Raw genomic sequence first — 14,217 nt, forward strand, 5'->3', positions numbered from 1 at the left:
CCGCGCCCGGCCTGGCTTCGTGTCGCCGTCAGCCGGCCGCGCGCACCGAGGTGACCGCCGTGCGGGCCGCGTTCTCGACCGTCCTGATGCCGCCCGCCATCGAGGTGTTGCCGTCAGAGAGGACCGCCACGAGGTAGTGGTGCGTCCCCGAGGTGACCTGTCCGACGCTGTTGATGTCCCAGAGGCCGGTGGTGCTGCGTTGCAGCCAGCCGTTCTTGAGGGCCCAGCCGGAGTCGGCGGCTGCCGAGACGCCCCACGACTGGTCGGTGGCGATGCGGGTCATCAGCGTACGGATGTAGGTGCGGGAGGTGGTGTTCAGCGCGGACGTGGTCGCGGTGGCGGTCCCGTCGGCGGCGAACACCGCGCGCAGCAGGCCGATCTGGTCGGACGCCGTGGTGCGCGTGAGGCCCCACTTGCCGCCGGTCCCTCCGACGGTCGCGGACAGTCCGAGGCGCTTGTTCACCGCCTTCAGGCCCGGCGCCTGACCGATCTCCCGCCAGAGCGCGTTCGCCGCGTCGTTGTCGCTGTGCTCGATCATCGCCTCCGCGAGGGTGCGCTCCTGCTGCGTGAGCCCCCGTCCCGCGTCCTGCGCCTGGACGAGCAGGGCGGAGAGGATGTCGACCTTGACGATGCTGGCCGTGTCGTAGGCGACGTCCTTACCGCGCACCTGCGGCTTCGCGGTGGGGTGGTCCAGGTCCAGCACGGCGGTCGTCACACGCGCCTGGCTCCGCGCGGTCGCCGGTGCGGTCCCGGATGCGGTGCCGGTGCCTGCCGCCGCGGCCGGGCCGACCGCAGCCGCCGCGAAGGCGGCGGTCACGAAGCCGGTGAACAGCGCGGCACGAAGACCGGTCCGCCTGCCGTCTCGGCCGGGCGTGCTCGCGGTCCGTGCGGTCGGTCGGGGATTCGGGCGGTTCGGCATGGGGCCTCGGGTGGTCTCGGGGTCGGGGGCGCAGACCTGCGAACGTAGACGAGGGGGCCGTTCCGCGACGTGACCAGTGCCACGAAAAGGCCGTAACGGACCGATTTGTGAGGACACCCACACTTCCCGGACCACCGGGACCGGTACGACCGTCCGCCCTGCCGCAGCGTCGAACGCCCGCCCGACCGCCCGGGAACGACCGGTAAAGTGCGCGGGACGGCAGCCCGGCCGGAAAGGGGAAGCGTGACCGACACGAGCAACACCCGACCCGCGGACAGCGAGGCGCGAGCTTCGCGGAAGAGCCCACTCCAGCGCCTGATGCGCTACCTCCCCCTGATCGCCCCCGTCCTGTTGTGGGCGGTCCCCTGCTGGGTGCTCCTCTACGCCGGCCAGCACTGGCCGCTCCCCGTCACGCTGGCCGGCACCGCGCTGTTCGTCCTCGGTCTCGTCGTCATGCCGCTCGCGATGGGGCGCGGTCACGGCCGGCGCCAGCAGGACGGGGCGGCGATCCTCGGTGACAGCCTGCTGGGCTCCAGTTGGGTGCTGTTCACCTGGTCGGTGCTGCTCGGCATCGTGCTGCGGCTCGCCCTGACCCTGGCCGGTGTGGGTGACGGCCAGGACCGCGCCCGCATCGTCACGTGGGCCGTGCTCGGTGTGACCGCCGTCCTGCTCGTCTGGGGCTACGCCGAAGCCCGCCGCGTGCCGCGCGTACGCCGTCTGGATGTTCAACTCCCGCGCCTGGGCGCCGGGTTGGACGGTCTCCGGGTCGCTCTGATCACCGACACCCACTACGGCCCGCTCGACCGGGCCCGCTGGTCGGCGCGGGTGTGCGAGACCGTGAACACCCTGGACGCCGACGTCGTCTGCCACACCGGTGACATCGCGGACGGCACCGCCGAACGCCGCCGCGCCCAGGCCGCCCCGCTCGGCACCGTCCGGGCCACCCGGGCCCGTGTGTACGTCACCGGCAACCACGAGTACTACAGCGAGGCCCAGGGCTGGGTCGACCTGATGGGCGAGCTGGGCTGGGAGCCGCTACGCAACCGCCATCTGCTGCTCGAACGCGGCGGCGACACCCTCGTCGTCGCCGGTGTGGACGACGTCACCGCCGAGTCCTCCGGTCTGGCGGGCCACCGCGCGCACCTCGACGGAGCCCTGAACGGCGCCGATCCCGACCTGCCCGTCCTGCTGCTGGCCCACCAGCCGAAGTTCGTCGACCGTGCGGCGGCAGCCGGCGTCGATCTCCAGCTGTCCGGACACACCCACGGCGGCCAGATCTGGCCCTTCCACCACCTGGTCCGCCTCGACCAGCCCGCCCTGGCCGGCCTCAGCCGGCACGGCGCCCGCACCCTCCTCTACACGAGCCGGGGCACGGGTTTCTGGGGCCCGCCGTTCCGTGTCTTCGCCCCCAGCGAGATCACCCTGCTCGTCCTCCGCTCCGCGCAAGAGCCGGTCGCGGCGTAGGCGCCGCCGCGGGCCGCGGTGCCCGACCGGGACGTCAGGAGCCCACGTCCACCAGGACTTTGCCGACCGCGTGGTTCTCGACCGCCCGGTGCGCGTCGGCGGTGCGGTCGAGGGGGAAGCGGATCAGCGGCAGGCCGTGCCGCTCGCCGACCGGCAGCGCGCCGTCACGCACCGCGGCGGCGACGTCCTGGACGGCCGCGGTACGCGCCTCCGTACCGGCCGTGTAGAGCACCAGGAACTGGAAGCGTGTGTTCAGCACCATGTTCTGCACCACGTTCAGTTCGACCGGCCTGCCGCCGTCGTTGGCGTAGGTCGAGATCGTGCCACGGGTCCGCAGGACGGCCAGGTCCAGCGCGAGGTTCGTGCCGAGGTCCACCTCGGCGACGATGTCGACGCCCTCCGGGGCGGTCTCGCGGATCTCGGCGGCCGGGTCGCCCTCGCGGTAGTTGATCACGTGGTGGGCTCCGGCGGCGGTGGCCAGCCGGGCTTTCTCCGGGCCGCTGACCGTGCTGATCACGGTGGCGCCCGCCCATCGGGCGAGCTGGATGACCGCGTGCCCGACCGCTCCCGCCCCGCCCGCGGCGAGCACCACCTTCCCGTCGAGCGCTCCGGGCGCCAGCCGACGCGGGCCGTCCTCGGCGACGGTGAGCGCGCGGTGCGCGGTCAGCGCGGGGACACCGAGCGCGGCTCCGACGTCGAAGCCGATCTCGTCGGGCAGCGGCACGGCCTGTTCGGCGGGCAGGACGGTGAACTCGGCGGCGGTGCCGGTGGGCCGCCCGGCGGCGGCCATGAACAGCCAGACCCGCTGACCGACCCGGCCCTGGTCGACACCGTCCCCGACGGCGTCGACGGTGCCGGCGCCGTCGAGGTGCGGGGTGACCTCGGGGAAGTGCTTGGGGTGGCCGACACCCGCGCGTGCCTGCCAGTCGGTCGGGTTGACCCCGGACACCGCGACGCGGACGCGCACCTCGCCGGGTCCGGGCGCGGGCAGGTCACGGTCGACGAGGCGCAGCACGTCGGGGGTGCCGTTGTCACGGTAGATGATGGCCTTCATGATCCGTCCTTGGAGCCTGGTGGAGCGGGGTTCCCGAGGTGACCCGGCGGTTCGCCGGGGCGTCCGGCGTGGGGTGTGGTCGCGGTCCGGGCCGCGCTGATTCCGGGCAGCGGTGGTTCCGGTGGGCCGTCGGCCGCGGTCGGCCGTCGGTTCCGGTCAGCCGATGGGCAGGTCGTTGGAGCGGGACTCGATGCCGTCCAGGACGGCGAGGTTCTCGGCGTCGAGCGCGATCTCGCCGACCGCGATGTTGGCCTCCAGGTGGGCGGCGTCGGCGGTGCCGGGGATGAGGAGCACGTTCGGGGCGTGGTGCAGCAGCCAGGCGAGGCCGACCTGCGCGGCCGTGACGCCCAGGGACTCGGCCACCGCGTGCACGGCCGGCTCGTCGGTCGCCTTGGGCAGGCCGGGGAAGGCCCCGCCCAGCGGGAAGAACGGCACCCAGGCGATGCCCTCGGCCGCGCACAGCCGCAAGATGTCCTCGTCGTCGCGGGAGACGAGACTGTAGGCGTTCTGCACGCAGACGACACCGGCGGGCAGGGCCCGGCGCAGGCCGTCGAGGGTGACGCTGCTCAGGCCGATCGCGCCGATCTTGCCCTCGTCGCGCAGGGCGGTCATCACGGCGAGCTGGTCGTCGAGATCGACGACCTGGTCCCCCTCGGGACGCAGCCCGGGGCCGGTGTCCAGACGGCGGAGGTTGACGACCGCGAGCCGGTCGACGCCGAGGCTGCGCAGATTGTCCTCGACGCTGGCGCGCAGCTGCTCGGGACGCTGTGCCAGCCGCAGCGGCATGGGCCCGCCGGGGTCAGGGTCGGCTCCCACCTTCGTGACGACCAAGACGTCGTCCTCGGGGCGCAGCGCCTCGCGGATCACGTCGTTGGCGAAACCGAAGCCGTAGAACTCGGCGGTGTCCACGTGGTCGACGCCCAGCTCCACCGCGCGACGCAGCAGCGCGACGGCCTCGTCACGGCGGCCGTGCAGCCGCTCCAGCTGCAGGGCGCCGTAGCCGATCCGGAAGACGGTGCGGTCGGCCAACGAAGCGGTCGGGGTGATCACTGCGGGGTCTCCTCTGTCCGTGTGCGCAGGGCGGTGTAGAGCAGTTCGGCCTGGTAGAGCGCCATGACCCGGTGTGCGATCGGAGCCGCGCGCTCCCGGGCGAGGGCCGGTTCCTCGTGCTCGACCTTGACGAGCCAGGCCGTGAGGCAGTCGTGCAGCATCGCGCGCATCCGGTCGGTCATGTCGACGACGATGTCCTGGACGGCCGGGTTGGTGGTCGCCTCACCCCAGGTCTGCACGCCGACCCGGGCCTCGGCCGGGTCGATCGCGGCGCACAGGCGGGAGAGCAGTTCGTCGGGGTCGGGCGGAGCGTCGGCCGCGGCGTACTCGCCGAGGACATCGGCACGCTTGGCGAGGACCTCGCGGGCGGTGACCCGGATCAGGTCGGCCTTGTTGCGGTAGTGCGCGTAGATCGAACCGGCCGAGAGGCCGGACTCGGCGGTGATGTCGGCGATCGAGGTCCGCTCCAGGCCGTTGCGGCTGAAGCAGCGCACGGCGGCCTCGGCGATCTGAGTACGCCGGAGTTCCTTGCGCGCGTCGGTGAGCCGAGGCATCACACCTCCCGTAAAGAGAATGGTCATTCTGCTTATGGGAGACGTTAGCAGAATCCTGATTCTGTTTGAGGCTCCTCCCTGACCGCGACACCGGCATCAACTCCTCTGCCTGGCACGCGTGTTGGTGGCGACGGCGAGGCATGCGCCTCCGTCGTCCACCGCGCCTGTGCATCGCCCGGCTGGTTGTCAGTGCCGTGTGGCATCGTCTGCGCGCATGACCGGTGGCGGCGGCGAGGTCCGCCCCGTGGAGCAGACGCGCGTGACGACCGGAGGTCGTGATGGACAACCGCAGCAGGGCTGTGCTGGAGGCCGGGGATTCTCTCTTCGTGCAGTCCCTTGTGTCGCCGAACGGCGCGTACGCGCTGGAGCACCGGCGGGACGGGACACTGGCGCTGCGGGACGAGCGTGCCGGCCGTGACGTGTGGCAGATCGGCAGACCGGTGTCGTCACCGGGTGCGCTCACGCTGCTGGCCGAGGGACTCCTCGTGTTGCAGGGACCGCCCGGTGTTCCCGTGTGGTCCTCGGGCGGTGTGGACCGCCGGGTGTCCGCCGCGATGGTGCGTGACGACGGGCGGCTCGTCCTGGTGGATCCCGGCGGATGGGTGCGGTGGAGCCGCGACCCGCTGTCCACAGCGGAGTTGGCGGCCTTGCGGCCGGCGAACGGGGACCGTCTGCGGCGGGGCGAGGTGCTGGCGGACTCCATCGTGTCGCCGGACGGCCGCTACACGCTGACCCACACCTCCGCCGGCCGGACCCAGCTCCGCGCACCGGGCGACCACGGCACCCAGCGGTCCGTCTGGGAGGGCACCGCCGGTGACGCCGGTGCGGCGCTCTCCCTCGGCACGGACGGCGTGCTGCGTGCGGGTACCGACTCCACGGTCCTCCAGCGATGGACCGGGCGCTACGGGCTGGACCCCATGTCGGTCGTGGTCTCCGAGGTGCTCGTGCGCGACGAGGGCGACGTGGTGCTGCTGGGCGAGGACGGCGCCCAGATCCATGCCAGCGGGACCGCCGCAGAGGAGGCCCGACTCGCCGCGCTCCAGCGGGAGTTCGCCCGGCGGGAGACCCGGGAGGCGGCCAGGCCCGCCCGCCCTGCGGACAGCGGGTTGGCGACGGACTGGTTCGAACTGCTTGACCTTTCCGGGCCCTTCACGATCACCTGGGTGCAACACGTCGACGGACGGAAGGCGTTGCGACGACTCGGCGCCGGTCCCGGGACGATCGGATCGATGACCTACGAGGACGTCGACTCCGCCGCGTTCTCCGACCCCGACGGCCGGCCGGTCAAGTGCGCGCTGGCCGTGCCCGTCGACGACTGGGTCATACTGGTCGAACCGGGCGGCGTCGAGGGCATGGAGCGCGCGCAGGCCATGTCGGAGGGGACCCAGACCATCGTCTGGCACGAGGGCTTCGACGGCGAACTCCTCCTCTCCTGGTTCCGGGACGGCGCACCGGTCGCGGTGTACGAGGACGACGACCACGACCTCCTGCACGGCGGCGGACCGGCCCCCGAAGGCACCGAACCGGACGCGATGCTGCCGTTCATGAAGCAGATCGGGCTGGGCGTGTACCGCGAGGACGAGGCCGCCTTCCTTCCGCCGCCGCTGGAGATCGCCTGCCTGATAGCCGGCATCGCGCCGCGGCCCGAGCACTTCGCTGGGACCCACCCGGGCGCGGTCTTCGGCACCTGGTGAGAGCGCGGTGTGTCCGGGCCGTGTGACCGGGCGGGGTTGCGGGGCGGGGCGATCAGGGTGGTTCACCGACCGACTCCCCCGCCCCTGGCGTCAGTTGGTCAGGCTCCGTAGACCTGGAACTCGGACACCTGCCCGGCCGGCCAGCCGTTGTTCGCCGTGATGGTGAGCCGGACGTAGCGGGTGCTGACGGTGGACGGGAGTGTCAGGGTCGCGGTGTTGCCGGTCGCCGGGTCGAAGGTGCAGCCAGTGGAGGCGAGGAGCGGGGTGAACGTGCCGCCGTCCGGGCTGCCTTGGACGGAGACGGTCTGTGTGCGGGCGGCCCACACGGTGGCCGGCGGAAGGCGGAGCACGATCCGTTTGACGCCGGTCACGGCGCCCAGGTCGACCTGGATCCACTGCGGGAAGGCGTTGTTGGCGGACTCCCAGTAGGTGGCGGCGTCGCCGTCGGTCGCGTTGGCCGAGGCGTAGGTCTGGGTGTGACTGCTCTCCGAAGTGGGGCGGTGCAGGGCCAGGTCGGTGGTGCCGGACGGGGCGTCGGTGGTGGCGGTGACCTGGTTGGAGGGCTGCGACACGTTGCCCGCCGCGTCGTAGGCCACGACGTCGAAGGTGTACGCGGTGGACGCGCCGAGTCCCGTGACGGTGAAGGCGGTTGAGCTGGTGGTGCCCACCTGGGTGCTGGTGGAGCCGGACACCCGGAGGACGTGGTAGCCGGTCACGGCGACGTTGTCGGTCGATGGGGTCCAGCGCAGCGAGACGGAGTCGCTGGTGTGCCCGGTGACGGTCAGGGCGCCCGGCGCGGTGGGCGGTGCCGTGTCTCCGCCGGTGGGAACCACCGGCTGGGTGGGGCGAGTCGGCGTCAGCGCGAGCTGGCCCTTGAGCATGCGACCGCCGTCGCCGGTGAGGCGCAGGTAGTAGTCGGCGGAGCAGGGCGTGCCGTCCTCGTCGAGGGCGAGGAAGCCGGAGTCGGCGGGCACCCAGGCCTGGGTCTCGGCGGTCTTGGCGATCTGGTTGCCCTCGTTGTACTCGTCGAACATGGAGATGTAGATGCCCTGCGCCCCGGCCCGCACCGTGTTGTAGAACTGCCGCCACATGAAGTCGCCGTGCGCGCGCTGCCGGGCGGAGACGTCGCCGGGCAGGACGCAGGGCTGGTAGTCGATGCCGTTGGCGTCGCAGTCGGCCTGGTCGGGGACGGTGTAGGTGGAGTACGCGTTGTCGGCCTCGGCCACGGTGCCGATGGCGCCGACCATCCACGGCGACAGCATGTCGAAGGCGTGGTAGACGCCGAGGAAGCCGGACCGGGAGCCGCCGGTGCCGGTGCGCCATTCGCGCGGGACGCCCCCGATGACGTAACACCCCTGTCCCTTGAACCAGTTGACGACGTCGAGGCAGGCGTCGGGGCTGAAGGGATGGTTGGGATCGGCGAAGCCGAAGCCCCAGATGCACACGACCGGCTTGCCGTTCTGCCTCGCGTACGCCGAACTCGCCGTGTGCGCGGACATCTTGTTCGTCCAGTCCGTCTTGATCTCGGACTGCATGCTCGTCCAGTTGGAGACGTCGTACATGATGTAGAACTTCCGGCCGTGCGACTCGGCGGCGGAGCGCACCTTGGTCGCCATGGCGTCGCGGGTGGGGCCCTCGCCGCCGGTGGGGTTGAAGCGCTGGAGCGCGGCGGTGTCGATGGTGTTCTGCTGCATCCACAGGAAGTGGGTGTCGACCGTCTGCTGGTCGTACGAGGAGAACAGGGTAGCGGGCCGGCCGTTGCCGAGGGCGGCGTAGGACGTCTGGTAGGTGGTGGTGTAGTCGCGCGTGTCGGGCCAGCACTTGATGCCGGTGTTGCTCGGGGACGGCGACTGACCCCAGTTCTGGGTCCAGTGCCACCAGCCGTCGATGGGCGCGCCGTCGCCGATGCAGGCGAACCAGCCCTGGTAGCCGACGGTGATCTTCCCGACGACGTCGCCCGGCGCGCCGGCCGCCGACGCGGTGGGGGCGAGCATGGTCCCGGTGGTTCCCACCACTCCCACCGCGGTGGCCGCGACCGCGGCTCTCAGGAAGTCTCTGCGTGTGACACCCATCTCGACTCCTTTCGGTGGCCGGTGCCGCCGGGCGCGGGTACGCCCGGCGGCACCGCCGGGTCAGGTGTTCCAGACCTGGAACTCGGAGAGCTGACCGGCCGGCCAGCCGTTGTTCGCCGTGATGTTGACCCTCAGGTAGCGCTGGGTGCTCGCGGTGAAGGTGATGGTGACCGTGTTGCCGGTGGTGGGGTCGAAGGAGTAGGTCGCCGAGGACTTCAGGGTGCTGAAGGAGGAGCCGTCGGTGCTGCCCGACAGGGACAGCGTCTGGTTGCGGGCGCCCCAGGTGGCGGGGAGCTGGAGGACGACCCGGCTCACGCTCTGTGCGGAGCCGAGGTCCACCTGCGCCCACTGCGGGAAGGCGTTGTTGGCGCTCTCCCAGTAGGTGCCCTGGTTGCCGTCCGTGACGTTCGACGAGGCGTACACGTCGGCGTGGCTGGACTCGGTGGTGGCCGCGCCCGCCGCGAGGTTTCTGCTCACCGTGCCGGCGCCGACGCCCGTGAGTGCGACGGTGGTGGTGCCGTTCGACGCGTTGCTGGCGATGCTGAGATCACCGGCGCGGGTGCCGGACGCGGTGGGCCTGAAGGTGACGCTCACCGTGCAGGAGGCGTTCGCCGCGATCGACGACCCGCAGGTGTTGGTCTGCGCGAAGTCGCCCGTGACGGTGATGCCGGAGACGGTCGCGGCAGCGGTACCGGTGTTGGTCACCGTGACCGTCTTGGCGGCGCTGTCGGTGTTGAGCGCCTGAGTGGGGTACGTCAGCGACGCCGGGTCGGCCGACAGGGTCGCCGGTGAGGAGCCGCCGCCGCTGGGGAACACCTCGAAGTCCGACAACTGGGCAGCGTTCCAGCCCGAGTTGGCGGTGATGTTGACCCGCACGTAGCGTGCCGTGGCGGAGTTGAAGGTGATGGTCACGGTGTTGTTGTTGGCGCTCGGGTCGAAGGTGTAGCCGGCCGAGGCCTTGATCGTGGAGAAGCTGGAGCCGTCCGTGGATCCCTGCACCGACAGGGTCTCGGTACGGGCCGACCAGGCCGTGGCCGGCGGGAGCTTGAGGACGACCTTGCCGACGGCGTAGTTCTGGCCGAGGTCGACCTGCGCCCACTGCGGGAACGAGCCGAGGGTGCCCTCCCAGTACGTCGACGCGTCGGTGTCGGTGAGGTTCGAGGCGACGTAGGGGCTGCTGCCCGAACTCGCCGACGCGGGACGCCCCGCGGCGATGTTGGTGGTGCTGTCGATGCCGCTGCCGGTCAGGGAGACGGTGGTCGGGCTGTTGTTGGCGTTGCTGGTGACGGTCAGGTTGCCCGCGCGTGCTCCGCCGCTGGTGGGCTTGAAGCCGACGGTCACCGTGCAGGAGGCGCCGACCGCGAGGGTGGAGCAGTTGTTGGTCTGGCTGAAGTCGCCGCTCGCCGCGACGGCCGAGACGGTCGCCGCCGTGGTGCCCGAGTTGGTCACCTTCACCGTCTGCGCGGTGGCCGAGGAGCCGACCACCGTGGCCGGGAAGGAGAGGCTCGCCGGGTCGGTGTTCAGCACCGGGCCCGGTGCGGTGCCGGTTCCGGAGAGGCTGACCGTGCTGGTGGTCCCGCCCGCGTTGACGGTCAGGGATCCGCTGCGGCTGCCCGTCGCGGTCGGTGTGAACTTCACGCTGACGGTGCACGAGCCGTTCGCCGCGATCGACGAGCCGCACGTGTTGGTCTGGGCGTAGTCGCCGCCGGCCGAGATCGACGAGACGGCCGCGGCGGTGTTGGTCGGGTTGGAGACCGTCACCGTCTGCGCCGCGCTGGTCGAACCGGTCGCCACCGAACCGAAGTTGAGCGCGCCCGGGGTGGCCGTCACGCCCTCCGAGGGATAGGGCGGGAAGACCGGAGCGGGCCAGCCGCCGCAGTACGGCGTGCCGCTGATGCCGGAGTTGCCGCCGCCGTCGGTGATGGCGAAGTTGCCGCCCGAGCAGTTGTAGACCGGGGACGAGTAACCGACGCCGGTGGCCGTGACGTTGGTGAACTTGGCGGCGCCGCCGGTCTGTTCCTGGAGGGCGAAGGTGCCGGTGCCCGCGATGGTCACGTTGTCGAGGTTGACCCCGCTGATGGTGCCCTCGACCCACTGGACCGCTTCGTAGGGGCTCTGCTGGATCAGCGCGTTGGTCACGTTGATGGGGCCGGTGATCGCGCCCTGGCTGCCGTCGAACCACAACGCCCCTACGCCGAACTGCCAGTTCGGGTCGAGGCTGCCGTCGCGGATCATGGTGTTGTCGGAGATGGTGGTGGTGCCGACCGGTGTCGAGGTGAAGCGCTGGCCGACGTGGATGCCGCCGCCCTGGGCGAGGCCGCTGTCGACCACGCGGTTGCCGCTGACGGTGTTGTCGTGGCCGCCGTAGATCGCGATGCCGTTGGCGAGGATCTGCAGGGACACGGTGTTGTCGGAGATGGTGTCGTTGGCGTCGGCGCCGATGGCGGAGTCGGCCCAGGTGGCGATGCCGTCGTCGCCGGTGTTGCGGATGTCGCTGTTGGTCACCTTCGAATGGGTGACGCCACCATGGAAGTTGATGCCGTCGGCGGTGGTGTCACGGATGCGCATGCCGGTGAACGTGAGGCCGTCCATCGGCCCGTCCATCCAGGCGCCGACCTTCATGTGGTCGATCCACAGGTTCGAGACGGTCGAGTCGCTCATCGCGCCGCCGATGCCGTTGACCTGGGCGCTGTCGTCGCGTTCCTGGACATTGCCGAAGATCGCGAAGTTCTGCAGGCGCACATTGGTGCTCGCGTTGGGCGCGGAGTTGCCGTAGAAGCCGGGGGCCGTTCCGGTGACGGTCGAGTACCACATGCCGGCGCCGGCGATCGTGACGTTGTTGACGCTGATGTGGCCGGGGATGTTGAAGGTGCCCGGCGGGATCCACACCGTGCCGCCGGGGCCCGCCGAGCTGATCGCCGCGTTGAACGCGCTGGTCGCGTCGGCCACACCGGTCGCGTCGGCGCCCTTACTGGTCACCGACACCGCGCCCGAGGGTGCGGTGAGCGCGGCGCCGACCTGCTCGAAGTCGGCGAAGTCGATCGTGTACGAAGAGGCGTTGTCTCCCGCGTCGACCTGGAGCTTGAAGGTCGTGCCCGCCGGATAGGTGGTGGAGAACAGGCGGTGGGCCTCGTCGTAGAAGTGGTGCGGGTTGCTGCCCGGGGTGTTGGTGAAGGGATAGCTGCCGTAGTACCAGCTGTAGGCGTTGGTCAGGGTGAAGTCGGGCTGCTTGGTGCCGTTGATGTACAGCGAGAGCGGGGCGGTGTAGACCGAGCCGTTCGAGGTGTCGGGGATGCTGTAGCGGAAGTTGATCGAGTTGGTCGCCACCGGAGTGGTGAACGTGACGTACTGGCCGGTGCCCTTGAGCGTCGTCGCCTTGCGGTACGACGCCTCGTCGGCGAGCTGGCCCTGGGCGTAACTCGGGCCGATGGCCGAGCCGTTGGTGGCGGAGTTCTCCGCCTGCACCTCGACGTAGGGCAGGCTCGCGCCGCTGCCGCCGGTGGCCGCGGTCGCGGCGGCCGCCGCCGAAGCGGTGGTGACGGGCAGGGCGAGGGCGCCGACGGCGGCGAGCATCGCGGTGCTGACCGACCATACGAGGGCGCGTCTCAGATCTCGGATGGAATGGAGCACTTACCACTCCTTACATGGCGAAATGCCGGAACTGTTCGACTGGCATCGTCAGGGACGGGGGCGGGGCAGGGGTTGGTGACGATGCACGGGGGACCGTAATATCCGTGACATGATCACGCAATATCTAGACAGAGCTTTGCAACAAACAAAAATGCATCCCGCAAGATCCCGGGTACCGATACATGTGACAGCACGGCCGGTCGAAAGGGGCGACCAGATTGCCGAGAGCGCGGAGTTGAGGTTGAGGAGACCGGCGCCTCGACCACGCCGAGACTGCATGCAGAGCGCATCCGCCCTGCCAGATTCCGACGAGGCGGAAAATGAGTCGCGCGAGGCCATGCAAGTTACTTGCAGAGATTACGCAAATAATCGACAAGCCAATGTCCGGGTGCCGGCATCCTTCCGCCGCAGCACGATGGCGGATCGGGGTCGGTCGCCGTCCGCCCGGCAGTAGGCTGAGGGTGGCTGCGCCACCCCACCAACACCCGTTGCTTCCAAGGGAGATGGCCCGCAGCGGTCGAGTCGTCTCCCTGCGTGAGGATGAAACAACAGGTGCTGATAGCGGGCCGGTACCGGCTGAACAACACCATCGGGCGCGGTGCGATGGGCGAGGTCTGGCGGGCGTACGACGAGCTGGCCGGCAGGCCGGTCGCCGTCAAGCTCCTGCACGCCCAGAACTCGGAGCCCACCGCCGCCGCCCGCTTCCGCCTGGAGGCGCAGACCGCGGGCCTGCTCAGCCACCCCCATGTCGTCGGCATGCTCGACTTCGGGGAGCAGGAGGGGCGGCTGTTCCTGGTGATGGAACTGGTCGACGGCGACAGTCTCGCCCGCGTCCTCGCACAGCGGGGACCCCTCCAGGCCGAGGACGTGGCCCGGATCGCCGCCCAGTCGGCCGCCGGACTCGGCGCCGCGCACGAACAGGGCATCGTGCACCGGGACATCAAGCCCGGCAACCTTCTCCTCGACGCCGACGGGTCCCTGAAGATAGGTGACTTCGGCATCGCGCACTTCATGAACGACCCGAGCGGCGCGCTCACCGCGACCGGCCAGATCGTCGGGACCAGCCTGTACATCGCCCCCGAACGCGCCCTCGGACAGCCCGCGGGACCACCGTCCGACGTCTACTCCCTCGGCTGCGTGCTCTACCAACTCCTCACCGGGCAGCCGCCGTTCCGGGCCGGCAGCCCGATCGCCGTCCTCCACCACCACCTGGACACGGCCCCGGTGCCGCCCCGTGAACTCGGCATCACCCTCCCGCCGGCCTTCGAGAACTATTTACTCGGACTCCTCGCCAAGAGACCCGAGGACCGTCCTACGGCACACCAGGCCGCCGAGTGGTTCGCGGCGGGCAGCTGGCGCGGCCGTCCCGAGCCGCTCCCGGCAATCGCGCCGCACCCTCGGCCGGGACCGCGCGCGGCCTCCTGGGACGCGCCGTCGACATCCTCACCGATCCCGGCCCCCGCCCCCGGCGCCGCGACCGTCTACGCCTTCCCGACCTCCTCCGGCAGCACCGCTCCGTCCCACCGCACAAGACGCAAACAGCCGACGGGAGTTCGGGGCGTCGCCCGGAAGCGGTCGCGGACGGTGGGCACGGTCGCCGCCGTGGTGGTCTTCCTCGCCGCGCTGCTCATCGGCATGGCGTGGTTCTCCCCCGCGCACAGCTCGGCGGACACTCCGTCAGCGGATCCGTCCGGCACGGCGAGCACCTCCCCGTCGGTGTCCCAGCCCTGAACCACTCCGCCGGTCGGCACGCGAGGTCGGCCGGACTGTCAGCGGCTGG

At 71.0% G+C, this 14,217-nt stretch carries 9 protein-coding genes; 3 read left to right on the top strand and 6 right to left on the bottom strand.

Annotated features, from left to right (window positions below):
• Positions 1 to 28: 28 nt before the first annotated feature.
• A complete protein-coding gene (locus ACIPTO_RS17695) occupies positions 29 to 919 on the bottom strand; it encodes a serine hydrolase (protein WP_401192961.1) in 891 nt (296 codons plus the stop codon).
• A 243-nt stretch (positions 920 to 1,162) separates the two neighbouring features.
• Between ACIPTO_RS17695 and ACIPTO_RS17700 the strand changes: the two genes are divergently transcribed.
• The gene (locus tag ACIPTO_RS17700) at positions 1,163 to 2,383 is read left to right on the top strand and encodes a metallophosphoesterase (RefSeq protein ID WP_401192964.1); all 1,221 of its coding nucleotides are present in this window, start codon (positions 1,163 to 1,165) and stop codon (positions 2,381 to 2,383) included.
• 34 nt (positions 2,384 to 2,417) lie between these two features.
• On the opposite strand, the gene ACIPTO_RS17705 is transcribed toward ACIPTO_RS17700, so the two are convergent.
• The 3 genes from ACIPTO_RS17705 to ACIPTO_RS17715 all read right to left on the bottom strand — a co-directional run bounded on the left by ACIPTO_RS17705 (position 2,418) and on the right by ACIPTO_RS17715 (position 5,041).
• Positions 2,418 to 3,437: an NADPH:quinone reductase gene (locus tag ACIPTO_RS17705; RefSeq protein ID WP_401192966.1), complete on the bottom strand. Its 1,020-nt coding sequence runs from the start codon at positions 3,435 to 3,437 to the stop codon at positions 2,418 to 2,420.
• Between the two features lie 156 nt (positions 3,438 to 3,593).
• A complete protein-coding gene (locus ACIPTO_RS17710) occupies positions 3,594 to 4,487 on the bottom strand; it encodes an aldo/keto reductase (RefSeq protein ID WP_401192969.1) in 894 nt (297 codons plus the stop codon).
• Complete coding sequence (locus ACIPTO_RS17715) at positions 4,484 to 5,041, bottom strand: TetR/AcrR family transcriptional regulator (protein WP_401192971.1); 558 nt, start codon at positions 5,039 to 5,041, stop codon at positions 4,484 to 4,486. The genes ACIPTO_RS17710 and ACIPTO_RS17715 overlap by 4 nt, the downstream gene beginning before the upstream one ends.
• Positions 5,042 to 5,319: 278 nt before the next feature.
• On the opposite strand from ACIPTO_RS17715, the gene ACIPTO_RS17720 reads away from it, so the two are divergent.
• On the top strand, positions 5,320 to 6,735 hold the full coding sequence (locus tag ACIPTO_RS17720) for a DUF6461 domain-containing protein (protein WP_401192974.1): 1,416 nt from the start codon (positions 5,320 to 5,322) through the stop codon (positions 6,733 to 6,735).
• Between the two features lie 98 nt (positions 6,736 to 6,833).
• Here the strand turns inward: ACIPTO_RS17720 and ACIPTO_RS17725 are convergent, their stop codons facing one another.
• Positions 6,834 to 8,807, bottom strand: coding sequence for a discoidin domain-containing protein (locus ACIPTO_RS17725; protein ID WP_401192976.1), 1,974 nt, complete (start codon positions 8,805 to 8,807; stop codon positions 6,834 to 6,836).
• 60 nt (positions 8,808 to 8,867) lie between these two features.
• Positions 8,868 to 12,437: a choice-of-anchor D domain-containing protein gene (locus ACIPTO_RS17730; RefSeq protein ID WP_401192978.1), complete on the bottom strand. Its 3,570-nt coding sequence runs from the start codon at positions 12,435 to 12,437 to the stop codon at positions 8,868 to 8,870.
• Between the two features lie 540 nt (positions 12,438 to 12,977).
• Between ACIPTO_RS17730 and ACIPTO_RS17735 the strand changes: the two genes are divergently transcribed.
• Complete coding sequence (locus ACIPTO_RS17735; RefSeq protein ID WP_401193650.1) at positions 12,978 to 14,168, top strand: serine/threonine-protein kinase; 1,191 nt, start codon at positions 12,978 to 12,980, stop codon at positions 14,166 to 14,168.
• Positions 14,169 to 14,217: the final 49 nt, after the last annotated feature.

Origin of the sequence: Streptomyces sp. NPDC090083, from assembly GCF_044747445.1 — a bacterium.
Classification (GTDB): domain Bacteria; phylum Actinomycetota; class Actinomycetes; order Streptomycetales; family Streptomycetaceae; genus Streptomyces.

Bases quoted from the DNA above. Each gene is read 5' to 3' on its own strand.
- ACIPTO_RS17695 (WP_401192961.1), bottom strand. From the start codon at position 919: ATGCCGAACCGCCCGAATCCCCGACCGACCGCACGGACCGCGAGCACG.
- ACIPTO_RS17705 (WP_401192966.1), bottom strand. From the start codon at position 3,437: ATGAAGGCCATCATCTACCGTGACAACGGCACCCCCGACGTGCTGCGC.
- ACIPTO_RS17715 (WP_401192971.1), bottom strand. From the start codon at position 5,041: ATGCCTCGGCTCACCGACGCGCGCAAGGAACTCCGGCGTACTCAGATC.
- ACIPTO_RS17720 (WP_401192974.1), top strand. From the start codon at position 5,320: ATGGACAACCGCAGCAGGGCTGTGCTGGAGGCCGGGGATTCTCTCTTC.
- ACIPTO_RS17725 (WP_401192976.1), bottom strand. From the start codon at position 8,807: ATGGGTGTCACACGCAGAGACTTCCTGAGAGCCGCGGTCGCGGCCACC.
- ACIPTO_RS17735 (WP_401193650.1), top strand. From the start codon at position 12,978: ATGAAACAACAGGTGCTGATAGCGGGCCGGTACCGGCTGAACAACACC.